The sequence below is a fragment of the Paraburkholderia sp. CNPSo 3076 genome, from assembly GCF_026343935.1.
Classification (GTDB): Bacteria; Pseudomonadota; Gammaproteobacteria; order Burkholderiales; family Burkholderiaceae; genus Paraburkholderia; species Paraburkholderia nodosa.
The window spans coordinates 1-24,711 of record NZ_JAPMAL010000060.1; the positions used below are offsets into that span (position 1 = coordinate 1).

General features: G+C 62.4%; 29 protein-coding genes and 2 pseudogenes. 9 read left to right on the top strand and 22 right to left on the bottom strand.

The features are described 5' to 3' along the window. Window positions 1–333: 333 nt before the first annotated feature. From M3A49_RS39660 to M3A49_RS39750, 19 genes are all read right to left on the bottom strand, one after another. On the bottom strand, window positions 334–1,527 hold the full coding sequence (locus tag M3A49_RS39660) for a DUF2201 family putative metallopeptidase (RefSeq protein ID WP_266233668.1): 1,194 nt from the start codon (window positions 1,525–1,527) through the stop codon (window positions 334–336). A gap of 7 nt (window positions 1,528–1,534) precedes the next feature. Further along, window positions 1,535–2,449: a hypothetical protein gene (locus M3A49_RS39665; RefSeq protein ID WP_266233669.1), complete on the bottom strand. Its 915-nt coding sequence runs from the start codon at window positions 2,447–2,449 to the stop codon at window positions 1,535–1,537. Window positions 2,450–2,562: 113 nt separating this feature from the next. Beyond that, window positions 2,563–3,588 (bottom strand): ATP-binding protein, encoded by a 1,026-nt coding sequence (locus M3A49_RS39670; protein WP_254344729.1) that lies wholly within the window; start codon window positions 3,586–3,588, stop codon window positions 2,563–2,565. A 123-nt stretch (window positions 3,589–3,711) separates the two neighbouring features. Beyond that, on the bottom strand, window positions 3,712–3,936 hold the full coding sequence (locus tag M3A49_RS39675) for a DUF3717 domain-containing protein (protein ID WP_266233670.1): 225 nt from the start codon (window positions 3,934–3,936) through the stop codon (window positions 3,712–3,714). A 251-nt stretch (window positions 3,937–4,187) separates the two neighbouring features. Then, the gene (locus M3A49_RS39680) at window positions 4,188–4,652 is read right to left on the bottom strand and encodes a hypothetical protein (RefSeq protein WP_254316912.1); all 465 of its coding nucleotides are present in this window, start codon (window positions 4,650–4,652) and stop codon (window positions 4,188–4,190) included. A gap of 9 nt (window positions 4,653–4,661) precedes the next feature. Beyond that, entirely contained in the window at window positions 4,662–6,182 is a 1,521-nt protein-coding gene (locus tag M3A49_RS39685; RefSeq protein WP_266233671.1) for a hypothetical protein, read from the bottom strand. Window positions 6,183–6,264: 82 nt separating this feature from the next. Beyond that, window positions 6,265–6,684, bottom strand: a complete 420-nt coding sequence (locus M3A49_RS39690; protein ID WP_266233672.1) for a hypothetical protein — start codon at window positions 6,682–6,684, stop codon at window positions 6,265–6,267. Between the two features lie 205 nt (window positions 6,685–6,889). Then, entirely contained in the window at window positions 6,890–7,357 is a 468-nt protein-coding gene (locus M3A49_RS39695) for a hypothetical protein (protein ID WP_266233673.1), read from the bottom strand. A 9-nt stretch (window positions 7,358–7,366) separates the two neighbouring features. Further along, window positions 7,367–7,759 (bottom strand): hypothetical protein, encoded by a 393-nt coding sequence (locus M3A49_RS39700; RefSeq protein WP_266233674.1) that lies wholly within the window; start codon window positions 7,757–7,759, stop codon window positions 7,367–7,369. A gap of 92 nt (window positions 7,760–7,851) precedes the next feature. Next, window positions 7,852–8,316, bottom strand: a complete 465-nt coding sequence (locus tag M3A49_RS39705; protein WP_266233675.1) for a glycine zipper 2TM domain-containing protein — start codon at window positions 8,314–8,316, stop codon at window positions 7,852–7,854. 135 nt (window positions 8,317–8,451) lie between these two features. Further along, entirely contained in the window at window positions 8,452–8,703 is a 252-nt protein-coding gene (locus M3A49_RS39710; protein ID WP_266233676.1) for a hypothetical protein, read from the bottom strand. 225 nt (window positions 8,704–8,928) lie between these two features. Beyond that, window positions 8,929–9,204 carry a hypothetical protein gene (locus M3A49_RS39715; RefSeq protein ID WP_266233677.1) on the bottom strand — a complete coding sequence of 92 codons (276 nt, stop codon included), beginning with the start codon at window positions 9,202–9,204 and terminating at the stop codon, window positions 8,929–8,931. Between the two features lie 196 nt (window positions 9,205–9,400). Then, complete coding sequence (locus M3A49_RS39720; RefSeq protein ID WP_266233692.1) at window positions 9,401–10,204, bottom strand: PRTRC system ThiF family protein; 804 nt, start codon at window positions 10,202–10,204, stop codon at window positions 9,401–9,403. Next, a complete protein-coding gene (locus M3A49_RS39725; protein ID WP_254316921.1) occupies window positions 10,201–10,836 on the bottom strand; it encodes a PRTRC system protein A in 636 nt (211 codons plus the stop codon). Before M3A49_RS39725 ends, M3A49_RS39720 begins: the two co-directional genes overlap by 4 nt. Next, window positions 10,833–11,561: a PRTRC system protein B gene (locus tag M3A49_RS39730; protein ID WP_254344406.1), complete on the bottom strand. Its 729-nt coding sequence runs from the start codon at window positions 11,559–11,561 to the stop codon at window positions 10,833–10,835. Before M3A49_RS39730 ends, M3A49_RS39725 begins: the two co-directional genes overlap by 4 nt. Window positions 11,562–11,576: 15 nt before the next feature. Further along, window positions 11,577–12,716, bottom strand: a complete 1,140-nt coding sequence (locus tag M3A49_RS39735) for a PRTRC system protein F (protein WP_266233678.1) — start codon at window positions 12,714–12,716, stop codon at window positions 11,577–11,579. 99 nt (window positions 12,717–12,815) lie between these two features. Next, window positions 12,816–13,034 (bottom strand): PRTRC system protein C, encoded by a 219-nt coding sequence (locus M3A49_RS39740; protein ID WP_254344400.1) that lies wholly within the window; start codon window positions 13,032–13,034, stop codon window positions 12,816–12,818. A gap of 11 nt (window positions 13,035–13,045) precedes the next feature. Beyond that, entirely contained in the window at window positions 13,046–13,519 is a 474-nt protein-coding gene (locus M3A49_RS39745) for a PRTRC system protein E (RefSeq protein ID WP_266233679.1), read from the bottom strand. Between the two features lie 79 nt (window positions 13,520–13,598). Beyond that, entirely contained in the window at window positions 13,599–15,266 is a 1,668-nt protein-coding gene (locus M3A49_RS39750; RefSeq protein ID WP_266233680.1) for a PRTRC system ParB family protein, read from the bottom strand. A 106-nt stretch (window positions 15,267–15,372) separates the two neighbouring features. Here M3A49_RS39750 and M3A49_RS39755 point away from each other — a divergent pair, with 106 nt between their 5' ends. Beyond that, window positions 15,373–15,711: a hypothetical protein gene (locus M3A49_RS39755; RefSeq protein WP_266233681.1), complete on the top strand. Its 339-nt coding sequence runs from the start codon at window positions 15,373–15,375 to the stop codon at window positions 15,709–15,711. Between the two features lie 7 nt (window positions 15,712–15,718). On the opposite strand, the pseudogene M3A49_RS39760 reads toward M3A49_RS39755, so the two are convergent. Both M3A49_RS39760 and M3A49_RS42560 read right to left on the bottom strand, forming a co-directional pair. After that, a pseudogene (locus M3A49_RS39760) lies at window positions 15,719–16,986 on the bottom strand (IS256 family transposase). Between the two features lie 217 nt (window positions 16,987–17,203). Beyond that, window positions 17,204–18,031, bottom strand: a pseudogene (locus M3A49_RS42560) (N-6 DNA methylase); the annotation flags it as partial. A gap of 191 nt (window positions 18,032–18,222) precedes the next feature. Between M3A49_RS42560 and M3A49_RS39770 the strand changes: the two are divergent. Together M3A49_RS39770 and M3A49_RS39775 are read left to right on the top strand one after the other, a co-directional pair. After that, window positions 18,223–18,945, top strand: a complete 723-nt coding sequence (locus M3A49_RS39770; RefSeq protein ID WP_266233682.1) for a hypothetical protein — start codon at window positions 18,223–18,225, stop codon at window positions 18,943–18,945. Between the two features lie 159 nt (window positions 18,946–19,104). Beyond that, window positions 19,105–19,302, top strand: a complete 198-nt coding sequence (locus M3A49_RS39775) for a hypothetical protein (protein WP_266233683.1) — start codon at window positions 19,105–19,107, stop codon at window positions 19,300–19,302. A 19-nt stretch (window positions 19,303–19,321) separates the two neighbouring features. Here M3A49_RS39775 and M3A49_RS39780 read toward each other — a convergent pair whose 3' ends face one another. Continuing rightward, on the bottom strand, window positions 19,322–19,483 hold the full coding sequence (locus tag M3A49_RS39780; protein ID WP_266233684.1) for a hypothetical protein: 162 nt from the start codon (window positions 19,481–19,483) through the stop codon (window positions 19,322–19,324). Between the two features lie 45 nt (window positions 19,484–19,528). On the opposite strand from M3A49_RS39780, the gene M3A49_RS39785 reads away from it, so the two are divergent. The 6 genes from M3A49_RS39785 (at window position 19,529) to M3A49_RS39810 (ending at window position 24,403) form a co-directional block, all read left to right on the top strand. Then, a complete protein-coding gene (locus M3A49_RS39785; protein ID WP_266233685.1) occupies window positions 19,529–19,708 on the top strand; it encodes a hypothetical protein in 180 nt (59 codons plus the stop codon). Window positions 19,709–19,735: 27 nt separating this feature from the next. Further along, window positions 19,736–21,049 carry a DUF1173 family protein gene (locus tag M3A49_RS39790; protein WP_266233686.1) on the top strand — a complete coding sequence of 438 codons (1,314 nt, stop codon included), beginning with the start codon at window positions 19,736–19,738 and terminating at the stop codon, window positions 21,047–21,049. A 285-nt stretch (window positions 21,050–21,334) separates the two neighbouring features. Then, window positions 21,335–21,961: a hypothetical protein gene (locus tag M3A49_RS39795; RefSeq protein ID WP_266233688.1), complete on the top strand. Its 627-nt coding sequence runs from the start codon at window positions 21,335–21,337 to the stop codon at window positions 21,959–21,961. Beyond that, window positions 21,958–22,587: a hypothetical protein gene (locus M3A49_RS39800; protein WP_266233689.1), complete on the top strand. Its 630-nt coding sequence runs from the start codon at window positions 21,958–21,960 to the stop codon at window positions 22,585–22,587. The genes M3A49_RS39795 and M3A49_RS39800 overlap by 4 nt, the downstream gene beginning before the upstream one ends. 1 nt (window position 22,588) lies before the next feature. Further along, window positions 22,589–23,590 (top strand): phage Gp37/Gp68 family protein, encoded by a 1,002-nt coding sequence (locus tag M3A49_RS39805; protein WP_266233690.1) that lies wholly within the window; start codon window positions 22,589–22,591, stop codon window positions 23,588–23,590. A gap of 141 nt (window positions 23,591–23,731) precedes the next feature. Further along, entirely contained in the window at window positions 23,732–24,403 is a 672-nt protein-coding gene (locus tag M3A49_RS39810; protein ID WP_266233691.1) for a Lar family restriction alleviation protein, read from the top strand. The last annotated feature ends 308 nt before the right edge of the window (window positions 24,404–24,711 follow it).

The following is a 24,711-nucleotide window of genomic DNA, read 5'->3' on the forward strand; positions in this document are numbered from 1 at the left end:
CTACTGGACACCACGCAGGCCTCCCGAGGTAAGCTCAACCGCCTTCACCGCACACCTGCCAGATCTACCTCCCCGGTCCTTGATGGTTGTGGACTTCGCGATCATTTGCTCGCTCGTCCGACCTGGTGGGCCTCATATCTGGTTTCTGTTCGTCAGGTCGCGGCTTTGCTACACGCTTCCTTCAGACCCCGCCTCGCGACGACGCCCTTGCGTTTCACTAGCCCTTCGCCCCATCTGGCTGGGCAGGGGACTCGCACCCCCAAGCTGTTGCGCATGCTCGGCGCACAAAAAAAACCCGGCGTGAGCCGGGTTGGGTTGAACGAAAACGGGCAATCAGATGATCACCTCCACCATTTCGCCGAACGGAGCCTGGCGCGCCCGACGCAGTGGCGTCGTCGAGGCCCACAGCACCGGGTACGACGGAAGCACGTCGGGGAAGTCGCCATCCATGTCCGTCAGATAGACGAGGAATGCCGGATTGAGGCCCTCCACTTCCAGACGACGGAACGGATCGGTGAAGGCCGTGCCGCCCCCACCCTTCACCGGCGCAAGCTCGATCGGGTCACCCCGTTCGAAGACCTGCACCTGCGTGACGCGCTTGTCGCAGTCCATCACGATCAGACGCGCGGGGCGAACGACTTCGGCCACGTGGATGATCTCGGCCGCGAACTGCGCCTGCGTCTCGTCGAAGACCGAGCCGCTGCTGTCGCGTACAAACACCGCGTCACCCACAGCCGGCGAATGCAGCGACGGCAGGTAGAACCCGCGATGCAGGTAACGGCGGTTGGGCATCGCGAAGCTGTAATCGTCGTTGGTCACCTGCTGCGCAAAGCGCATCAGGATCGAACGCCAGTCCACAGATGGCTCCGCTGCTGCCTCCACCATCGCCTGCATGACGCCGGGAAGCTTGCCGCGCATCTTCGCCGCTTTCGCGGCCTGGAGCGTGGCGACCTTCCACTCGGCTTCCTTCACGGGTTTGTCCGGCCCCGGATAAGGGCGGACCTCGCCGCACGAAGGCGGTGCATCGGGATCGGGAGCCGCTGACGGTGTGTTCGCGCCGTTCGCGGGTGCCTGCTGGGCGCCCGGCGCTTGCGCACCGGGTTTGCCGCCAGACTTCTCCTTTTCCTTTTGCCTCGCCTCCTGCGTGAGGGCCGCGTAAATCTCCTCGGCCGACTTGCCATGAAAGCGCGCGTCGTCGAGGTGTCCCGCTGGCAGGACCATGCCCGCCTGCTTCACGACCGGATTGATGGCGTAGTCGCACGCATCATTCCACCGCTTCGCGTCGCGCGGCCCCTGCCGGAAGCAGTGGCCGTTGGCGACGTGCAGGATCTCGTGCGCGAGCACGCCCCGGCATTCCAGATCGTTCAGGGTGTCAAGATACGCCGGGTTGTAGCCCAGCGCCTCTCCGTCCACCCAGAACGTCCTGCAAGCCGGATCCTCAACTACCTTCAGACGCAGCGCCAGCGCGCCGAAAAACGGCTGGTCCATCACGAGCGCGGAACGCTGTTTCGAGATGCGGGTATCCATGCTCACCTCACGCCGCGATGCGCAGCTGCGGCGCGGGGCCGGCCTTGGGCATCGCTGCCTGCGGCTTGCCGCCCATGAAGGCTTCCATCAGTTCCTCGATCTCGGTTGCCTTGGCGGCCACCTGGGAACGAAGCACCTCGGATTCCTTCAGGTCGACGCCGTTGTGCACGGCGAGGTGACGGTTGGCCTGCTCGAGGATGTGGTTCAGCTGCGGATCGTTGCTGAAATTCAGCTTCGGCAGCAGTCCGCACAGCTCACGCACGTTGTCGGCAACGTCGATACGTACGCCACCGGCCGCATACAGCCGGTTAGCCATCGCAGACACGGCATCGTAGAGACGGTGCACGATGTCCTGGTTCGCGTGGTCGATCGAGCGCATGACGTGCTGATCAATCTCTGAACGCAGGCTCGTGAGCACGTCCTCGGGCAAATCGACGCCGAACTGGCTGGCGTCTGGGAACGGCAGGACCGCCATGCGCACGCCGAACTTCTCGCCAAGCTGCGCGAGCGTCGGATAGTCCGCCTCGTTGAACAGGCCGTTCATCTCCTGACGTGCCTGTTCCTTCAGGTCCAGATAGTCCGTGAGGAACACCTGCACGGCGAGATCAAACTCGTCCTTCATCCTGCGCATCTGTGCCGAGAATTCCATGTAGATGGACGTCGGCAGCAGACGCACCGAAAGCTGGTTGTACTCCAGCGTATGGTCGTAGAAGTAGCGGCGGATGCGCCCGGCGAGCGACAGGACCTCCTTGAAGCTGGAGGCATTCTCGGGCAGCAGGCGCTTGTTGAAGCGCCCGATGCCCTTGGTGTCGTGACGGGTTTCGACCTCTTCGGTGACCTTTTCGTCGAAGCGTCGTGCGACCCACGACGAGATGGTGACCGAGCAGAGCATGACGCGCGACTGGATATCGGTGATGTTCATGGAGAGACTCCTGAAGAGACAGAAAATGGAATGAATCGGGAAAGGGAAAAGCGACGCGGGCGCGCACGTCGTGCGCGGCCCGGAACAACGGGGAAAGGGAGTGAAGCGAAACGTCAGCCGTGAATCAGCTTGCCGATCGGACCGCCCTGCGCCTTGATGAAGGCGTGGGTGTTCGCGAGATCCGGCGTCTTGCGCAGCGCGTCTGTTACCAGCAACGCGGCGAACTCGCCCAGCCCCGCCGCGATCAAACGCTCGGTGTAGATGACGACACGTTCGAAATTGCTCTCGTTCGCGTACATCGCCAGCGCCGCGCTGATCGCGTAAAGCGCCGACGGCGCCTCGGGAATCGGAGCAACATCGGGCGTGGCGAGAACCGCTGCCGGCGACGGCAACTGCCGGTAGATCTGGATGAACGCCAGCAACTCGGTTGCCGGACCCTCGCCCACAGAACCGGCGTGGGAGATCAGTTCCAGTTCCTTCGGCACGACTCCCATCGTTTTCGCGACGAAACCCCAACTGCGCGGGCTTGGCGTCGCTTCAATGTCGCGCGAGGTCTTCTGGACCGACAGCAGGTCCGGCCGGAAGCGCAGAAACGCAAACAGTTCCGGCGCGATATCGTTCGCGACGGCCCAGGCGCTCCACTCCTCGATCGTCGCCTCGAGCTCCACCACGGTGGCAAAGCGCGAGATCAACGGGTCGAGAATGCCGCTCACGCCCGCGTTGTCGTTACGTCGGTTGGTAGCCGCGAGGAACGTGACGTTCTCGGGCAGCTTGTGCTCGCCGATCCGGCGCGCGAGCAGCAGCTGCATTTTCGCGGCCTGCACGGCCGGCGAGGCCTGCCCGAGATCGTCGAGAAACCAGATCAACGGGCGCTTGCGAGGCTGCAGCGCGCGTTCCAGATCGCCAAAAGGCAGGAAGCGTGCGGACTGGCCGTCGGCCGCCGCGAACGGCAAGCCCTTCGAGTCGGTCGGATCTTCGACGACGGGATGGCTGATCATCAGATCGTGGTCGACCTGGTCGGCGACCTGGGCCACGATATCGCTCTTGCCGATGCCTGGGCGCCCCGTAATGAGCACCGGAAGGCGCTTCGGAACGTAGGCGGTGAGCAGTGCATTGAGCTGGGAAGCGTTGACTTGCATTTGGGTTCCTTGAAAGAAGAAAACCCTGTGCAGACAACTTCCCCGTCGGGAACGTTGTCCTGACAGGGTGATTTGGTTTGCCGCGTGCGCGGCGGTCGATACGCCTAAGGCGCGAGAAAGCTGTTAGCGCAGAGTGGCCGCAAGGGCATCGCGCTGCCCGGCGTTGAGCGTCGAATACTCCACGCTTGTGGCGCCGCTATAGATGAGAAGACCGTAGACGTCTGCCAGTGCGCGAGTTTCCGCGCAAAGTACCGGCTGGTCCTCAGCGGCTGCCGGTCGACGCTCACGCCAGTGATTAATCGCCGACTCAATCTGGGCGATCGTCACTGCAAAAGGTTGCGGATACATGGGCTGTTCCTTTGACGGAAGGCCCGGGAGACGCCGCGCCCAAGCCGGGACGGGGTCCCTACCAGGCGGGTTGCATTGCCGGCGGCGCCGGCGGGTTCGATGCGTCAGGGACGCGGGTGATAGAGGCCAGTTTAGGCTCGCGCACGCATCAGCTACGGGCCAATGCTGGGCAATTCGAGGTAGCTTTCGCGCGCGACGTGCCGCGCGCGGACGTAAAAAAAACCGGCGCAAGCGCCGGTTCGGTCAAGGTTTCAGGCAAGCGAGAGCCGGGCCTGAGAATTCTCACGCTCCCGGATACGGACGACAATTGCGGCTTCCTCCTGGCGAAGTCGACGCGTTCGCTCTTCGCCGACGCCGTTGTGCTTCTCGACGACGTAGGTAAAGTAGAGCGGCCTTGCAGGTCCGCGCCACTGGTCCCACTCGGCCATGATCGCCGCGCGCATGTCAGGAACGCACGCAAAATACGCGCGTCGCGCCTGACGCCAGAAGCGCGCCTGCAGGTCACGCCAGCGCTGCTCGCTTTCCAGCAGCATGCGTTCCCGCCGCTTGCGCTCGTCATCAACTGGCAGCGTTGGTCGCGGTTGGAACTGCCCGACGAACAGCGGATAGTCGCGCGCGATCTTCTCTGCCTCACGCGCTTCCCGGCGCACGAACAGTGCCTCCTTGCGGGCGGTCCAGTTGTACCCCTCCGTTCGCGGCTCACGTTCGAATCGCATGGCAACCTCCTATGATGCGAGGGTGCCAAGGACAGCGCGCGCATACGCGAGCGTGCCGTCTTTCGCACTGAGCCGGCGCGCCGTGCGCTCTTCGCCGCGTGCGAGGACATACCTGACGCTTGCGCCGCGGGGATAGCTACGGATGGTCGAATAGCCCTCGCGGATCGCCCGATCGACATGCTCCACACCCGTGATGACTGCGTCCTCAGTGTCCTTGTAGCGGGCCTGGGTGGCAGCCTCCCGAGCGTCCTGCAGTCCGCGTTCCGCTTCCGATTCCGCCCTGCGCTGTGCAGCCAGCGATTCCCACTGGGCCTGCTGCGCCTCGTTGTAGCCGCACAGCAGGAACACCGCGCGATGACGTGCCGCCGGGCGCAGACGTAGCAGCTTTACGCCGAGCACTTCCTCGAACGCCGTCTTGCTGGCGCGGTTGTGTTCGTCGGAAGTGTCCAGCACCTTCAGCAGTGACTCTACGTTGCGTTCGGCGAGAGCGCGCGCCATCCGGTTCCCGTACTCGAACGTGTGCCGTCCCTCATCCAGACGGGCAATGTTGCAGCGGTGGCGGTGCATGCGGTGGCTGATGCGACCGGCCTTCAGCTCCTTGTCGGCGAATTCCACGGCACGCCGGCAGACGCTTGCAGCAACCAGTTCTCGAACGCGACTGGCCAACGGCGAGACAGGCTGGCCAACGTCGACCGGCTTGCTGAACGTATCCGGCAGCGGCAGGTCATCGATGAGTCCGTGCGCGTGCAGGACGTCCTCGACGTGCGGATACGTCGGCTCGTCCGGCAGCAGGCGCGCAAGCATCGTGAGGATGTCGGCGTTCTGCTCGTCGATGGGCTTGCCGTTGTGACGCATCACCGAAGTAATGGTGCGAAGCTTTGCACCGGGAATTGCGCCACGCAGGCTGGGAACCTTGACCAGCACTTCGGCCCACTCGGAATAGCGGAAAGCTTCCGCGTCGTTGCGGTACGTGTCCAGGACCGTTTCCGGTACCGGCAAATTGGCGAGCAGCGCATGCGCGACGTGCAGCGAATGGCGACTGTGTACCTCGCGTGTACCTGCAATCTGCGGGCCGCAATAGCCGAAGCCAAAGAGCCGCTCCATCGTCTCGATGCAAATGTCCGAGAGCACGAAGTGTTTGCCGGCCGCACGCGCCTCGGCAGTTGCGGCCTCGATCTGGTCCGAGGAAAGCAGCAGATTGGGATTGCGGCACAGTTCCACGAACTCGAACAGGCCGTCCCAGTCGCTTGCGCGGATTTCCCACGGCTCACAGTGTGAGCCGTCGGGCCGCACGAACGAACCCGCACGCCGGATCTCGTGAAGCGCCTCGTTGACGATGCTACGCGCCGTGCCTGGCATACGCAGCGCCAACGCGCCGTTGTAGCGCGTGATGCGCTCGCCCGCTTCGGTGCCGGCCAGACGGATAAAGCAGGTATCGACTTCGCGCACACGATCGTCCTGGAACAGCGGGAAGAGACCGGCGAGCGTGGGCGACGTCAGAACTGCATTGGGTACGGAAATCGTGTACATGGTTGAAAGCTCCTGTGAGCAGGGGCCATCACCCATCGGGGCGAAGGCCCCGCGAGGGAAAGAATGAGTGGTGATACGAGGATCAGTCGATGTCGAGCAGTCGCGAAACGACCGCCGCGATCGACCAGGCGAGCGAGCGGTTCAGCACCTTCGCGCGCACAAGCGGCCGGCTGAGCCTGTGACTGCCGCCGCCCTCTTCAACGAGGTACACGTAGTCGATCTGCACGAGCCATCCTTCGGAACGGCCAATTGAAACCGAGAGACACAGACGGCTTCGCCGTCCATCCGTTTCCGGCCACGGCGCATCGGGCTTCGCTCCAAACATCGCATCGTTCGCGTTCTCTGCGTAGTTTGCGACGACGACCCACTCGGGCTCGAGCTCGGTCTTTCGCAGTTTCTGGCAGATCTGGTCGACGACCTGGCCGACAGTCTTGCCGTTGGTATCGAACGGCGCCGCGTCCAGTACGCCAGGCGCATCGAGGAGTTCAAGGGTTGATTGCATAAAAAGTGGTCCAGAAATGCAAAAGGCCACACCCGAAGGTGCGGCCCTTGATTGGGATTGCCAGCGAAAGCTGGCGCTACAGTGAATGTTCAGTGCGAATGCCAGCGACGCTCACGATCCGCCGCGCGGCCCTTGTTGGTCATGTAGCCGCCGTAGAAGTAAATGGCCAAGCCGACCACCAGGGTGAAAATCCCGAAACCCATGTTCATTCTCCGTTCATGGAATCCATGCCTCTCGAAAAGAGTATCACAAACAAGAAAATCAGGACCCCCTCGTTCAGCACTTCGGAGAAGCCCCAAGTCGTTGTGGTGTGCCCGTAGCCAATGGCGCCGACGATCGAGGCCGCAGACAGCGTATGAGCGAACCGGCCGAACTGCTGGCGTTGCTCTTTGCTCCACGCGTGCCCAAACCGGCTGAACGGGATGACCGATCGAGGGATGGTCGGCGCGATAACTTCGCCCCTTTTGAACTCCGCCCGGTCGTGAATCAGCAGATGACGGGCACCGCCGACGAGCACCGTAAGTCTCGGCGGCGCCTCCGTCGTATCGCATTCGCGAAGCAGCTGCTGAAGGCGTTCGGAGACGTGTACGACCCCGGTCACGGGATCGAGCGTGGCGCCTTCCGATATTTCCAGTCCGCCCGCGTACTGGACGACCACGGTAACGATCTCCATATCCGCCCCCTACCGACGATCCGAGTCGAGCCCGTTGGTAAGACGGAGCGCGCCTAGAAAGGCCTCGTAGCCTGCATTTGATGCAAGCTGTTCCTGGCTGACGACGTTGTCGCCGCCGCCAGACAGGTCCTTTCGGCCCCGGCGGGTACGGAACGAAACCGCCACGGTACTGCGTTCGGGTGCATCGGCAACCTCGAGCATCAGCCTGTCGGTGCGAAGCGTGACACGGCAGCCGCGACCCCGTTCAGCGGGTTCTGCCACGATCTCGTGTTCGCTGGTGCGTAGGCGAAGGTCGCCGGCAACACGGCGAAGGAAACGCTGCGCATGATGCTTGACGCCGGCCTCCCGCGCGGCACCCGCGCTTGCGCGGGACGCGTGGAAAACCTTGCTGGTGTGGTTCATAGATGCCTCAAAAGAAAACGGCGAGGTGCTCCGAAAGGAGTCACCCCGCCTTGCAGGAAAGAGAGCCGGCTTTGGCCGGCAAAGGGAATACGTCAGTGCGTGACGCGGATGCCCGAATTCGTGTCCATCAGGAGCACGTGATCACCGGGCGAAAAAAGCTGGTCGTCGGGTTGCGTAATCACGCGAAGCGAGCCATCCGCTTTGCGTACGACGATTTCGAGACCAGAGGTACGAGCGAGCGCGGCACTGACGTGCTGCGCGATGAAGCCGGATGCGGCGCCAGAGATGGCACCCGCGATATAGCGGCCGCGACCATTGCCGATCACCTGCGAACCCAGGAATGCACCGACGCCCGAGGTCACGAGGTTTTCGAGCCCCGAGCTACCGGTCGATGCCTGGATGGTGACGCGGCGCACGCGCAGAACCATTGCGGGTTCGAGCGTGCCAGCGCGCTGGACGTCCGAGCGCTGATAGACGTTCGGCGAACCAAAGTCCGTCAGGTTGGCGCAGCCGGAGAGCACGGAAAGTACAACGGTGGCGAAAAGAATGCGGAGCATGACGGTTACCTCAAGAAAGTGAGGGCAACCGGAGCCCCGTTCGGGCAGTGGTTGCCCGAACGGGTATGGGATTTGGCTGGGAGGTGACTCCCAGCGCGGGTGAAGCGTTGAAGACGAGGCTAAACGCCCACGACGTTACGAATGAGGCGACAGATTGTGAAGTTCGATGTGGCCAGCATTCACGAGGCGACGTTCAACAGCGAACGGCAGATCGTAGTCCCACTGCACCGTTGCCGTGCGATCGCTCCAGACGGAAACGATCGTACCGGCGTGGAGCTGCGGGGGACTTGACTGGACATCCTGCGCGGTGATGCGTTGCTTTTCGCGAAAGCCATTGAGTTCGAGAACCTTGACGGCGGGTTGCGAGGCAGCGGAAACATTCAGCATGGTGCAGCTCCTTTGAAGAAAAAAGGGAGCCGCGTCCCGAAGGGAGTGGACTCCCAACGGGGTATGCATTGGCGGCAGGACGAACGTCCGGCCGGTGAGACAAAAAGAAGCACAGCAGCAAGCCGCTGTGGTCAGGTCGATGCGCAAAAAGCGCGTGGAATAGGGACAGTCTAAGGCGCGCACGCCCAACGCCGAGCCGGAATGCTCGCCGAAACGGCCTATGTTTTATCGGACTGCACCACGCGCGGTGCGAGCACGATGTTCGCTACACCGGATCCCCGTTTCCAGGCACTTGCCGGCGCAACCTTCGCAGAAGTGCCGGTCGCCAAGCGCCGCAGCATTCCAGCCGCGTCCTGACGGAAGCCTCGTGCCGTATTCCACGCCGGCTTCGCGCGCGTAAAAGACGGGCTCGCCGTCGCGTCCCTGGCGCACGATCGCGTCGATTTCGTCCGCCCCGAACGCGTCACACAGCGCGTCGACAAAGCGCGCGGATTCAGGCATCGGAGATCGTTTTCCCACCATTACCCTCCCGTCTATATGCGCAGCTTATTCTCTTTGCCGCCGCTACTCCCTGCTGCGACCGGTTTAAGCCCTGTTGTCATCGCTGGTGCATTCACCCTCGGAGCCGCGAGCGGCTTTGTCCTGCCTGCCTGAGCGAAAAAAAAGCACCTACCCGTTTTCGCGGGTAGGTGCGGTTTCAAGCACTTCGAGCCTTGCGGGCCCTCATCTTCGGTGGCGGCGCTTCGTAACCGAAACGCGCCCATGCAGCGGGGTCAATCGGAATCGGATTCGTGCGTCCCGTTGCGAGATTCACGAACACACCCGAAAACGTAAGACCGCCATTTCGAAACAGCGACCAGAGCAGGTTGAACGCCTGCACCGCGATCGCCTGATTGATGACGAGCGACTGTTTGCGCAGTGCATCCGCCATCGAGCACGACGGGGAATCGTCACCCTTGTCGTTCTTGGCATTCAGCATGTCCGGGAACAGATCGCCCACATGGGGCAACCGGTCGTGCCGGGGCTTGCCGAACTCGCCAAGAATGACCTGACCACGGTCCGTCTCGTTGCCGCAATCGAGGTAGTAGAGGCACTTTCCCCGTTTCGCGGCCTGCACGATCGCGTGACGCGCACGTCGCGAATCGACGCAACCGATGACGATGTCAGTGTGCAGGTTGATCCGCGAATCGATGCGACGCGGTTCAGCCACCCAGTTCGTCCCCATCAGCAGATTGAGCCGGTTCACCAGCAACGTCGCCTTGTACTGGCCGACGTCGTTGGGATAGAAACCCTGCCTGCCAACGTTGAATTCGCTGACCGTGTCATCGTCGTAGACCGTGCACTCGATACCGCCCGGGTGCCCCAGCTCGATCATTGCGTGGTGCAGTCGCGCGAGCGACGGGAGCAGCGCACTGCCAGTACCACCCGCGCCAACCACAACCACCTTCCACGGTCCGTTGAGCATGTGGGGCGGCGTCTTGTGAAGAATGGGTCCGTTCATGCGACCTCTCCTTCCAGTGCCGTCATCCACTTCTGCGGAACCGCCTGCGCGGGTTCGAACCGTCCTTTCGCACAAAGACGCAGCGCGACTGACGGTACGCGATGGCAATGACCGAGCACGAGCGCAAACTTCACGTCGTGCTGATCGTCGCGATCATCGGTCGTCGAGAAGTACGCACTTCCGCTGCCGTGCGAATGGCAATCCACGACCAGCCATTCACCGCTGCGCAATTCCGGGCGTTCGTAGCTCAGGTGAGCAGGACTGTGCGACAACGAGGGAAGCGGTACGACGCGAAATTCCCCCGTTGCCGCGTCCCACACAATCCATGCGCCCGCCTCGTTGGGAAGAGCCGCACGCGCCATGTGTGCAAACCCCGCGACCAGTTCGGCCGGCACGGAGCCGCACGCCAGTTCGGTCAGCTCGGCCGCCTCGCCATAGGGCACCGACGTGCGCCACTCAAACACCCCCAGCCGACGAACCAGACGGATCCATGGGCGATTGATCTCGAGGAACACGCCATTCGACGCGATGAGCAACCGCTCGCCCGGCACGGTCATGGGCGCCACCGGCTCACGCGTGGGCACCATCACCGAGGGGAACGAGTGCTGAAGAGCGAAATCGATGGGATTCATGCCTTCCCTCCGATCGCGCCAGCGACGAGCTTGCCCGCCGTTGCACCTTTTATCGGTACCAGCACGTCGAGCGGAAACACCTCGAACTTGCCGTCGAGCATGTCGCGCCAGAACGCATAGAACCCGTCCTCGTACGTCACGCGCTTGCCACCGTGATTCGGATGCGTGAAGGCGGAGTTGAAAAAGCCATCTTCCCAGCCGCCAATCGCATCAACCTCGATGCGCCGGGGGACCTGCGCCGAACCGATGCAGATCTCGCCGAGGTCCCACGTGTTGAAGTACGGCGGCTCGAACAGCGGCGTATCCGGAGTCGGGCGTCCGCTCTCCTTCAGCGCGAACACACGGAACCCCGTCAACGAGGCCTGAAACACCAGCCCCGGATGCGAAACAACGCGACTGCGTTTGCCGAGTTCCTTGCAGTCAAAGAACACGCGGCGCGGCGCCGGCGGACACCACCACGTGACCGCGGCGGAAGACACGCCCAACAGGTTGGCGGGCAGAAACTCGCACTTGGGCGCCGCGCTCTTCTCCAGCTGCATGAGCGTGGTGATGAGCGCGCGGCGATCGAGGGGGCGGCCCGCCCCGATAACGGGACGACCCGACACGCGATCGGCGGCGATGCGGTGGACGGTCGCGTAGTGCGCGCCGTTCTGGCCAGCATAGAGCAGCAATGCAGACGACAGGGACACGTCATGGCCTGTACGGCCAATCGAAACATCACTCATGGGAAAAACTCCTGATTAGGGGCTCACCACCAGCGCCAGCAGCCGGTCGAGGTGGTGAAGCATCTGGAAGGCAAGGCTCCATTGCGCGTACTGCTCGCGGATGCCCCGTTTCGTTCTGGAAAATTCAATGAAGCAGCTGTACTCGGTCGCTTCTCCGGCCTGGTACTCACCGTTCATGTAGTCGTCGAGAATCTCGATGGATCGCTCGTTGGTCGCGAGCATCAACGTGCAGCCCGAATAAATCGGCCGCGAGTCGTAGCCCGTGTTCAGCAGTGGACGCTTGCCCGCGCGCCTGAGCAGCCGATGAAGCGCGGCCAGCTCAGCACACACCTTTGATGGCATGCCGGAACAACGCGCCTGCAGTTCAAGCAGCTCGCGCTCGGAAAGCGCGAGCCGCCTGCTGCGGCGCCCATCCGGTTTCGATGGCCTCCGGATCTCATCGGGATAGATCTCCGGGAGAACGTTCGACGGCAGGTAACGCTCCACCGTCTCTTCGTCCGCGCCGTGATACGCGACGAGCAGCTCACGCACGTCTTCGTCTTTCGCGCTCTCGTCGCCCTCCCAGTGCATGCAGGCGAATTCCTGGAGGAACCAGCCGGGCGTGCGAATAAGGACGGTTTTGCCGGAAACCCGGTCAACGAGCGAGAAAAGCGTGTGAAGCAGCAGCGGATGACACGCCCTGAGCGGTTCAGCGAGCGGGCCAATCTCATGCACCCACTCATCGGTCAGCTTGACGCCCAGATGAAGCGGACCCATCGGCTTGAACTCATCGCTGTCCTGGTAGGCGAAGCGATCCTCAACGGCGTTGGTGTCGCAGAGCTCGAACGTGACCGAGAGGAACCGCAAGGGCTGACGAATCTGCCTTTGCATCCAGATGAAAAACGCCTGCTGGAATGCGTCCGCCGCACTTGTCGGCGCTTGCACGTCCGTCGCACGCAACGGGCCGTGCCGGAACTGCTCGAGCACGATGTCGTTGATGGCGAGTTCGGCGCGCCATCTGAGCGTGATGCCGGACGGCACATCGTCTGCAATGTCCGGCAGCGTCAGAACACAAGGGGAAGATCGATGTCGGGGAGCGGCAAGGCGTGGCGGTTGCCAGGCTTCGCCCGCGCCGTCAACGATCGATCGATCAGCGTATGAAGGATCGAGCAACATTTGTTCATCTCGTCGTCGTAAGGAAAAACCGCCCTTTCGGGCGGTTCCTGTTGGTTGAAGCCCTTGTCCGGATCGGACAGGGCCTTGAGCAGAGCGTCCTTACGCATGGGAGCCTTTGGCACCGGCTGCGCGGACGAACTTGTAGCTGGCGACCTCGCCCGCGACTTCCGGCCCGTCGACCGTGGCGGTCGTGAGTTCCGGATACTGCGCCGCGTAGAGATCGCGAACCTGATCGGGCGAGAACGCCGGACCGGGATCCACGAAGTGCATGCCGTTGTAGATAAATTCGCGAACGAGTGTGGCTACGTTGATTGCCATGGTGCGAACCCTCACAGAAGAGCAAACAGATCGGACTTACCGTCAGCAGGTGCTGCCGACGCCGAAGTTGCATCGACCGTCGGCGACTGCGCCGCAGTGGCGTTTTCGGCGTCCGGCGACTCGTCCTCGTCCTCGTCGTTGCCGTCGGGCTGTGATGCGGGCGCGGGAAGCGCCGGCTTCGATCCCTTCGACAGCGCCTTCTGCGCCTTGCCCGCCTGCGACTTTTCAGCCGCCTGCAGGATCTCGTTCGTGGCGCTTACCTGCTCCGCGAGGGAACGGTGCACGCCGTGGAACGATTGCAGGGCCGCGACAAAACCCTCATCGAGCTCGGCCGGCGACGCAGTGAGCACCAGGGGTTGGCGCAGCGTCGCCTCTTTCGAGTCGCCACACGGCATGACCACCACTGCCATCAGGTCGCCTGCCATCTTCATCGTGAGCGTGACCTTGCCGGTCTCGCGCACGAACGCTTCGAGTTCATGGAACATAAAAACCTCTTAAAAAAGGAACGCCGCGAGAAACGCGGCGTGTATCAGGGAATGTGCCGGGGAAACCCCACGGCAGTTGTCAGAACTTCAGGACCTTCAGCACCTTACCGGCGTAGTCGAAACCCTCGACGCTCAGCAGTGCCTCGATCACTTCAGCTTTCGATTTCGCGAACACTTTTTTGAAGTGATCCCCGCACATCGCTGTGCGCAGGCCGAGTTCGTCGGCTACCACCTTCATCTCCGACTTCGTGATCAGCTCCAGAAACTCCTTGTCGAGCTTCCAGTGCTTCGTGAGGTCGAGCTTGTGGTGACGGCACATCTGCGTGAGATACGGGACATCGACACCCTGAATTGCCGAGAGCGTCATGGCCACGACGAGCTTTACCTGCTGGTCCGACTCGACCTGCGACGCTGCCGACGCTGCCTTGCCGAAGTCACCCACGGCGGGCTTGTCGTCAATCAGCCGCTCCCACACTGCCGTGACCGGACCGCCGTCGATGCATCGCGCCTGGCCGGTTGTGACGATTGCGATCAGATACTGACGCGCAAGCGCAACGTCCGTACTGACCTCACGACGCAGCGCCTTGCGCCAGAGCGCGACGCGGTATGCCTTCACCCGGTCGGATTCAGACACCGCGGTCGCTTCAGGCGACGCTGTCGCGGGCTTGTCCCCCTTTGCAGCGCTCGCAGCCTTCGATGCACCGGCGGCCGGTGCAGCTTTCGCCGTTGCCGGTGCCGATGGCTTTTCGCTCTTGATGCGCGCCGCAACCTTCTTCATGTTGCAGACGGTATCGAAGCACTGGCCCTTGTAGACGTTGCCCAGTGAGTCGGGCAGACCGCTCACCGCCGCGCCGAAGTTCTCGCACGCATAGCACGCCTTCGCCTGTTCAGTGCCAACGCCCTTCGGACCATCTGCCACGAGCTGGATGCGCGTGTGGTTGTCGCCGGGACGAACGATGCGAACGGTCTGGTACTCGTCGCGCAGGCCTGCGGCCGTTGCTTCGAGCTGCTTTTCCGTTTTTTCGCTGTAGCAGGCACGGTTCGTACAACTGCCGGTGCCGATCGACTCGCCGAACATCTCCGCCTGAGCGGCCGAGTTGTGCGGGCAACCAGCGCAGTCCACCTTGTCAAAGATCGCGGCCGAGAGCGAGCATGCGGCGCGCTCCAGCACTTTCTTCAGGTCGGCGACACTGTGGCCCTCGTTCACGACGACAGGCAGGAGCTTGTCCTGCTGCTCCTTCGTGAATGCGGCAAACAGTTCGGCGTGGCCGAGCTTGATGCTTCGGGTGTTGAGCGCTTCCAGAACGGAGGCACTGCAGCTCATGAGCGCGAGGCGCGAGTCGAGTTTCGCGCGGGTCCAGCCGAGCTGGCGTGCCGCTTCGTCCCGATCGCCCTGGCTCATGCCCACGATCTCCGCGGCGCCGACAGCCTCCTCAGAGGGCGCCATGTCGTCACGCTGGATGTTTTCGATGAGCGCCAGAGAGCGCGCCTCATATTCATCCATTTCGCGGATGACGACCGGCACCTCATAGTCATCGCCGCGAGCCGCTTTCGCCGCGCGAATGCGACGTTCCCCAGCAACGAGTTCATGACGGCCATCCTCGAGCGGACGCACAAGAACGGGCTGAATAATGCCCTGCGTACGCACCGACTCGATCATTTCCGCCATCTTCACGGGATCGAAGTACTTGCGCGGGTTACGGCCGGGCTGAATGTCGCCGAGGCGAAGGGTAATGAGTTGTTGCATTGCGGGTCTCCTGAGAGGGAACCCGCTCCCCTGCGGGGAGAGGATTCCCGAAGGGTGAAAAAAGAAAGGCCACGTGGGCCTGTGTCGATGCGCAAAAGCGCGGTAGGTGGATGAACGATATCGCGTCAACGAGCGCAGCGCGCCCGGAAAGATCGGATTTGCGATATGGCTTTTAGAAAAAGGAAAGCCCGGGATGATCCCGGGCTTCGGTTCAGAACAATGCGAGCTGGTCGACGATCTCGAAGAAGTCGTTCGCAGGAGGTTGCGCGCCAACTGCTTCCTCGAACATATCAGCCAGCCCGTCCGTATCCAGCAACTCAACTGGTCGCTCAAGGACGTCGACGTTGATCGCTTCGTCCCCCGCCACCGGCTCTGGGTTGCATACATGCTCGACCATCGCTGGCGCCGAGAACCTGTCCGCGTTTTTGTGGGCGAGGCGGTTTAAAAGAACGTTACCCTCGCGCCGTCGTGAATCGGTCGCCAAACAGGATGGCAAACTGGTTCATCGCGGATTTCCAGTCAAAGGTGGCCCGTACCGACTTGGCCAGCACGTTGCGTAGCGCTACGCCAGAGTAGTTTGATTGCAGCCTCGTCATTGGGGAAGTGGCCCCGCGTCTTGATGATCTTGCGAAGCTGCATGTTCAGACTTTCGATGGCGTTGGTCGTGTACACAACCCGCCGAATCTCGGGTGGAAACACAAAGAACGGCGTGACGTGCTCCCAGGCCCGCTGCCAGCATTGGACAATCATCGGGTACCTGGTTCCCCAGGGACCGTCTGTGAACGTCTGCAGGGCAAGCCGCGCGGCCTGCTCGCTCACCGCGCCATAGATCGGACGCAGCGCTGCCGCGATCGTCTTGCGGTCCTTGTAGCTGGCGTACTCAAGACTGTTGCGGATCAGGTGCACGATGCACGTCTGCACGGTGGTGCGCGGGTAAGCGGTGCCAATCTCTTCGGCCAGTCCCTTGAGCCCATCAACGACCGCGATCAGGATGTCCTGGCAACCGCGGGTCTTGAGTTCGTTGAACACCTTGAGCCAGAACTTCGCACCCTCGGTCTGCTCGATCCACAGTCCGAGCACGTCACGCTGGCCGTCGGCCTGGACGCCCAGGGCCAGATACACAGCCTTGTTGCTCACCACGCCATCGCCACGGATCTTCACGCGCAGCGCGTCGAAGAAGACCACCGGATACATCGGCTCAAGCGGGAGGCTTTGCCAGGCGAGCGTCTCAGCCATCACCTCGTCGGTGACCGAGCTGATGAAATCGGGCGACACTTCGGTGCCGTAGGTCTCGGCCAGAAACGCCTGGATCTCGCGCACGCTCATGCCACGCGCGTACATCGCGATGATGCGCTCGTCAAAGCCGGTGAAACGACGCTCATGTTTGGGAATCAGGATCGGTTCGAAGCTACCGTCGCGGTCCCGCGGCAGTTCAACCCTGAGCGGGCCGTGATCCGTGATGATCGTCTTGCCGGTGGCGCCGTTGCGCTCGTTGGTCTGGCCTTCGGGCTTGGGCTGCCCCGGCGGGTAGCCCAGATGCCTGTTCATCTCGGCGCCCATCGCGCGCTCGATGACGGCCTTGTTGAACGCCAGCATCAGGTCCTGGACCTCGGCGGGCGTCATCGGCCCCTTGACCAGTTCGTCAAGCAGGCCTTCACAGGGCAGGCAGCGGCCCTCGGGCCGCTGCCTGCGAAGCTACCGTGCGCTTCTTCATCGGCATATCCATGATTTTTACCTCTCATGATATGCCTCGCCCACGAAATGACGGATAGGTCCGGCGCCGACGGCGCGCGCGACGTGTCCGGTTGCTCATCTTCAGGCGCGCCGCGCATCAGTTCGCGCATCGCATCCCATGCGCGACGGGCACGCAGTTTCTGGTTCCACCCGCCGAGAAAGTGTGCAGGCGTGTACCAGTGTCCCCAAACCTGCATCGAGAGCGTGTTTCCGTGCACGATAATCGCGGGAACATGCAGCAGCGACAGTTGAACATAGGCCATGTGAACGCAGCATGGATCGATGTCAACACACGTAGCGTGCATCGATTCCTGATAGTTCAGGCCCGCGTCGTGAAACGCCTCTGCCGTCGCGATCACCATCCCGCCAGCGCCGCACGCCGGTTCCTGCACCCGCGCGAAACCCTGCGCATCCGCCCGTGCTGCGGCATCGCCACCGATCATTCCAGCCATCAGCTTCGATACCGCATACGGCGTGAAAAACTGGCCGCTGCGGTCGTTGCTGATGCCGAGCATCATGTATGTCTCGCCCAGAACATCGGTAAGCCCGATGCCGTCGCCGTTAATCATGCCCTGTACGCGAACTTCGAACGTCCCGGTGAGCGCCGCGAACATTGCCGGGAAGCGCTGGACTTCCTCGGGCTTGTATTTGCCAACGATCTCCATGTAGCGTTTTTCACGCGCGTCGTACTGCGCGAGGTCCACGCGATTGCTGATCGCAAGCGCTGCCATCTCGACAAAATCCCGGAACACCGTATCGAGGTGGTGACCATAAGAGAACTTGTTGATTAGCGAGACCAGCTCCCGCTGATGCTCGTCAGCCGTGTGATTGAATTTGCGCTCGGCGCTCTTGCGACTCATGCCCGCTCCATAATTGAGAGAGGCATGGCCCCTGAGGGCGCGATGCCCCAAGGGGAAAATAAGAAAAACCGGCGGCGCCGGTAAGGTTCGATGCGTCGTTGACGCGGGTGATGACGTAATCGTAAACGGTGGTGAGCCCGGGACGCCCCTCCAATGGGCGCAGTAACGCATGAGCTTTCGTCGTTCCGGACTTATCCACAGTTTCTTTATGTTGGCAAACCTGTGGAGAACGACCTGTGCAACTCGACCGCATGTGGCAATGAGCCTCGTATCGACAAGCTTTCGGGCCGATACGCGCCGTGCATGAGCAGGAGAATGAACCCGCGCGGGCAATCAGGCCCCGCTCTTCCCGGGATATCTCAATGCTTAACCTAAACAAGCGCCGCGCGTGGGCGGGCTCGATCGCGTTCACCACGATCTCGTCGTTGCTGGTTTTCCTGCTCTTTGCCGTTCCTGCGATGTCACAGGCTGGTCAAGTCAGTATGGCGCCGCTGGTGTGCTTCTCGATCTTCGTCGGACTTGCACTTGAGGGCATAAGGCGCATGAAGATCGCTCAGGCGCGTCGCGACATCGCCCACGCCAGCGACGCGTGGGTCATGAAGGTAGAGATTAACGGCGTGGGCGTGGGCGAAATCCCCGAGCCGCTCTACGCGAACATGCGAATGGCGTGCCTGAATGCGCCACGGAACTACGTCGTCGGTTTCTTTGAACTGCTAGGCGCGCTTTGGCGTCACGCCGTATTCACGCTGGCCGTCACCTCGGCGTTCGCCGGTCTGTACCTGTTGGCCAGTTGCCTGCTGGCACCGACGGGCGTCGCGCAGGCGATCCTCTCCTGCGTCGCGGCGACTAACGCACACGCAGACGCGGCCACAGCACTCGGCGCATTGCTGCACGCCGTCGCCGCCGCACTGGCGAATCTTTTCGCCCTCTTCTATCTGCTGCTGGGGGGAGCGCGAATGGCGTTTATGCCCCCGCCTGCGTTGCTGAGCGCTTTTCACAGCGACCTTTGCCGCCGTATCCGCATGGCGCTGGATATCCCCGTAGTGAGTGAAACCATGTCCCTGCACCGCGCGCGCACGGCCTGAAGCAAACGCCTCCACGTTTTGCAGGCGCCTGCAGGCGTTTTGGCGGAAAGCTCCACTTTTTGTTGAGCTTTCCAAACTTGCGCGTCCTTCCCCAAAAGCGTCACGAAATTCGCGCGCTTTCGCCCGTTTCGGTTTCTTCTAATTCGCCATGATGAACTCATGGCGACCTCTCCCTCCTCCTGCCTGGCGACTCTGCGCCTGCGTCGCGTGCGCTACCAGACTGGCGTGACCGACTGGAGCGACGGCGTCGTCACGGAACACGACACCGATACCGATACCGGTATGGTCACCGTCCTCGATACGGATGACGGCTCCTTCTGGCGCGGCCCGGAAGGGCTGATTAAAGTCATCGCCTGACGCCCGCCGGCCGGCCTTCTCAATTCGTCCTGGCACGCCCGACAAAATGCTCTCTCTCCGTGAAGTCGCCCTGATCTTTCTGGCCGCGTTCTGCGGCTGGCTTTTCCTTTACTACGGCAGCGATGCGGCTTTCCATCGGACCGCGCCGTTTCACGTCGGCGGTCTTGTGTTCGGCAGTCACTGGTTCGCGTACGCCGTGCTTTTAACGTAGCTGTTGGCCAGCGTTGTGCTGGCTGTGATCGAATGGGTTCGTCGCCGGCAGCAGGCCACCATCGACCGCATTCGTCACAGCGAGCTTCTGGCAATGCAGCAGCGATTTCCACACTGCCACGTCGCACGCCTGAGAAGCGGGGAATTCTTCCTCACCGACAAATCCACCGGCCGCGAGTACGGTGGCCCCCGCTAATCCAGCCATCCCCTACCGGACCGTCCCATGTCCCAGGTGTCATTCGATATCGGTCGCGTTGAGCTCGCCGATCTGCAGGAATACCCCGCGCGCTTCGCAAACCGCCTTGAGCGCGCAAAGGCGACCCGTGGATATGCCCTGTGCCACTGCCGCACGGACTTTCCGCGCAAGCTGGTCATCCGGCGGTATGGCTCCCTTTTCTTCCTCGCAGCCTGGCTCGATGACTGCGTGCACCACGCGGACGGATGCGACTTCCAGAAGAAGCCCGGCACGGACACACCCGCTGGCCCGGATAGCCTCGCCGCGATCATCGCCGGCCCCAACGGACTGAACGTCCGCCTCGACGTCTCGTTGGTCCAGAAGGAAACGGCATCTGGCTCCCAGACGCGCGATATCGGTAGCTCGACTCGTGCATCCCGTCGATCCGCGCCCATGCTTGCCTACCTGCAGGCGCTCTGGACGAGCGGCGGCCTGACCTTCTGGCACGGCACGCCGAAGTTGCGGAGCTGGGGCTCCGTCAATGCGATGCTGCATTCGGGAATGGGGGAGGCGGCTACTATCAACGGATCTCCCGCGCACGACATCCTGCACGTCATGCGCCGCTTTGAGCAGGAAGAGCGTTTCGCGATCAATAGCGAGTTTGCCGCTTTCAAAAGGCGGATAGCCAACGACGCAGGGGTATCGCGGCGTGCCCTGATCCTCGGGGAGATCGCAACGGTCGCCGACACCCAGTTTGGCAAGAAGATCACGCTGCGCCAGCACCCGCAGCAGTACTTCGCGTCGATGACGCTCGTCGACCAGGCTGCGAAGAAATACCGGCATGCGTGGCGCGCTATCGGTAAGCCCACGGCTCGCGTCGTCGCACTGCTCCTCGTTGAACGAATGGGCGAAAAACATCTGCGCATCGTCGATCTCGCCGCGATGCTGTGTTCGTCGGTCTTCCTGCCGTGCGACTCGATCCATGAGGTCGCAATGGCCAATCGGCTTGTGGCCGAGCACCGCAGGTTCGAAAAACCGATCCGTATGGCGGACGGCGACGAAATGCTGGCCGACTTCGTGCTGCTGGACACGCGCCCAGCAACGCACGTCGAGATCTACGGCATGAACGGCCTTGCAAGCTACGAACAGCGCAAGGCCGAGAAACAGGCGCTGCGACGGGCGCAAGGAATCCCCGCTATCGAGTGGAATGTCGATCGCGAACGACTGAACCAGGTCGTGTTGCCTTCTCCCGTTCGCCGCGCTCGACATCGCGGCGAACGGGTTAAGCTGAACTCGTCAGGCTGTGCCACCGCATCTGCTGCGCCTGCATCAGAACAATTCGGCCTCGCTTCCCTATGTTGACGAGCTTGTTGCGGCGCCCGCAGTGCGGACAGAACACGCAAATGCCAAAGGCGTCGTTTCCGATCTCTTCGGGATCAAACGGAAATTCGCTGTGGCACCGGATGCAGAGCCAATTCATAACGACCTCCGGAAGGTCGAAGGACTCGAGAAATGAACGATAGGTCAACCCCAGAAGAAAGCAACTGCCCCGCTCTCGACCATTCCGATGCGGCGGGAGCACCGCTCATCGCGATGCCGAAGAACTTGATCGAAGCGCGGGCGCAAGGCCGCGCCGAGGCGCTCGCGTTGCTGCTCGAGATTGACCCGGACACCTTCTGCGGCGAATACATCGCCGATGGCGGTTCGCTGCCCAGCGGCGACCGCAACGAGGATTGGGACGCAGAGAAGTTGCGCGAATTGTTCCGGACGGACGACAGCGCGTATAGCCTGATGCAAAACGCCGAAGCCGAGTACTGGCGCAACGTCGGCATGCGCGATGACATCGAGCAGATGCAAAAGCGCGCCAAGGCCGCGACAGCGCCGATCTATCAGATTCGCGGCACGTTGCGCGAGGGCCATCCGTGGAGCGATGTGGACGTCGAGGGCTATGAAATTGCACTCAAGCGAAAAAACCGGGAAGGCCGCATCGTCTATGCCGCTCCCGTCGCCCCTGCGGCGACAGCGCCGAGCGCTAAATGGTCGAAGGAGCCGCCGAGCAAGCAAGGTCTGTACTGGCACTGGAGCGGTGACCTCGACGCGCGGCCGATCCCGCTTTCGGTGGTGTGGTCCGGCTTCTCGGGCAAATGCTTCGTCTCTATTGGCCAATACGGAATCACGCAGGCGATCGACTGCGATGAGTATGGCGGTTACTGGCAACCGGCCATCGAACCGGCAATGGACGAGGAAATCGGCCACCACGGGAGCGACGCATGAGCACGACCGGAAGCAAGACGGCAACGCCCACGAAGCTGACCGCGGACGATGTCGAGCGCCAGTATCGGGATGCCGTGCATATCGGGAGCGGCCTGCCGCGCGCGACGTGTCCGTGCGGATTCTGTGCGAAACATCGACACGGCTTCGATCAGGGCGACGCATCGTGCGCCCACGACTACGTGCGCCCCGATGGTGTCTGCACGGAATGCGGCGAGCGCGCCGCCCCTACGCGGCGCTGCACCGACAATTCCGTTTGCGACGAGACTGCCCTGCCGGATTGGAATGAAGCACCGCCGGAAGCCGATGCGCAGTGTGGTTTATCACCGAAGCCATCGCGTCAACGAGCAGCACGATTGCGGGCGACGATCGCGACGGCGCGGCTCGATCTGCTGAAACTGCCTCCCAGCAACGAACGAACGGGAGTTTTGATGGCACTGGACGACGCCGAGCTCCTCGCCCGCGAAGTGATCGACAATCCGGTTCCGGATTCTGTGCGAGCCGCGCTCGAGCGCATGTGCACGCCACTGGATAAATCGTGGCTTTCTGGAGCGACCGCCGAGGCCGACGCGCGTTGCATGAAGGTCATCCGGGACTATGTTCTCGGCAGCGAAGCGTCCGGAGGTTGACATGGAAAACACAACCATCGAGTGGGCCGACCACACTTTCAATCCGTTTCTCGGCTGCTCGAAGGTCTCGCCCGGGTGCGACCACTGTTATGCCGAACAGCTGCTCGACAAGCGGTTGCAGAAAGTCGCATGGGGCCCTAGCCAGCCGCGTGTTCGGACCAGTCCCGCCAACTGGCGAAAACCGCTGACCTGGAACACGCGGCATGACGAGTTCTTCGCCATACACGGGCGCCGGCAGCGAGTTTTCTGCGCTTCGCTCGCCGACGTGTTCGACAACGCAGTCGATCCGGCATGGCGTGCAGACCTCTTCGACCTCATCGATCGCACACCGAATCTCGACTGGCTGTTGCTCACGAAACGAATCGGCAACGTAATGCCGATGATCAACGAGACGGCGGCCCGCCGCTTCGACCTCGAATGCCTGCACGAGCCACGTCTGCCTGATAACGTCTGGCTCGGTGCCACGATAGTCAATCAAACAGAGGCGGACCGCGACATTCCAAAGTTGCTCGAGGTTCCGGCCCGTATCAAGTTCCTGAGTATGGAACCACTGCTCGGTTCGGTCGATATCAGCGACTGGCTGGTACCGGCCTTTCCGCATTGCGCGGGCTTCGAGCAAGGCGGGAGCATGGAGGACGGCTACTGTGCCCACTGTGCGGGCCACAAAAGCGATCCGATTCATCGCCCTGGCATGCACGACTTCGTTGACTGGGTCATCTGTGGCGGCGAGAGCGGCCCGCACGCACGTCCGCCGCATCCGGCCGGTCCGCGGGCGCTGCGCGACCAGTGCGCGACATCGGGCACGGCGTATCACTTCAAGCAGTGGGGGGAGTGGGCGCCAGCGCCAGAAGTCGTCGATGCCGGCGGGCCGCTCTTCCATCGATTCGAGGACGGCACGTGGATGCAGCGCGTCGGCAAGAAAGCCGCCGGCCGGCTGCTCGACGGCCGTATGCACAACGACTTCCCCACGCCTCGCATGCCGCTGGTGCCATCTCCGGCTTGACGCGCAGGGGTGCGGAGTTTGCGGGGAAAAAGAAAACATCTGTGGAGCGTCGAGATACGCCCCTTGCACCGCTCACCTTGCGGTTTTGAAATGTGGCGAAGCATGGATAATGGCGGGCTACCATTCCACTAACTACTCGCCATGTACGAGCAGCTCATACCTTGCGATCACTGCGGCGGCCGACCGACAGTTGGCCGCTCACAACGTGTTATCTCAGATGCCCCTGACCCGTGGTTCGACAGGACACGATGGGGCCGGTTCGGCGGTCCGCCCGCCATCGGCGACATGATGATGCGCCCGCCCGAGGCGCCGAAAACGGAACGCGTCGTCTGCATTTACTGCGCCGAATGCGGCATGCAGACACCATGGACTGCCTGCGAGGAAGATGACACCGCCGCACGCAACAGCGTGGCGGAAATCTGGAACCGGCGGGTGAACCGCCCCGAGGCCAGCAAGACCGACCTCCAGCGTCTTGCCGAGCGCGAAATCGGTACGTCGGACATTCCAGCCGTGCTGGATCTGCTCTCCCGTACCAAGGGCGACTGGGAGCAAATGGGGCCTCTGTTCGCCATGCTTGCGCGCCGCCTCGTGGATGCGACAGTCGTCACATTCGATTCCTGGCCAATCGATCCGGTCCTCAATGACGCTGCCCGCTATCGCAAGCTCGTTCAGCTCACCAAGTGGGTCGATATCGATGGCGAGCGCTACGTGCAGTTCCCGAAGGTCTACACCCACCCGGAAGACCGTGATCGGCTCTTCGAGGACGTGATCGCCTCGGCCGTGGACTCGCTGCCAGATCGCGATCGCTGGTAAAGCGCGCGGGCAATCGGGATAGGGGCAGGCCTCGCGGCCCGACCCCTCCCACACCACCGTGCGTACGGGTCCGTACACGGCGGTTCGGATCGGTTGATCGGCTAGGGACCAAGCAATGGGAGCCCGAGAGAACGTAAGTACCCGTTTGACAGGGCGAGGTTCACTGCAGGGCTGTGACTGAGCCGCCACGCGCTGTGCGGTGCTCCGGCGGTTTGGGCGGCAAGATTGCGTTTCACGCCACGGGCAATGAGTTCCTCGAATCGAGTCCGGCCACGTTTCCATTGCTTCCAGAAGTAGCAACGAATGCG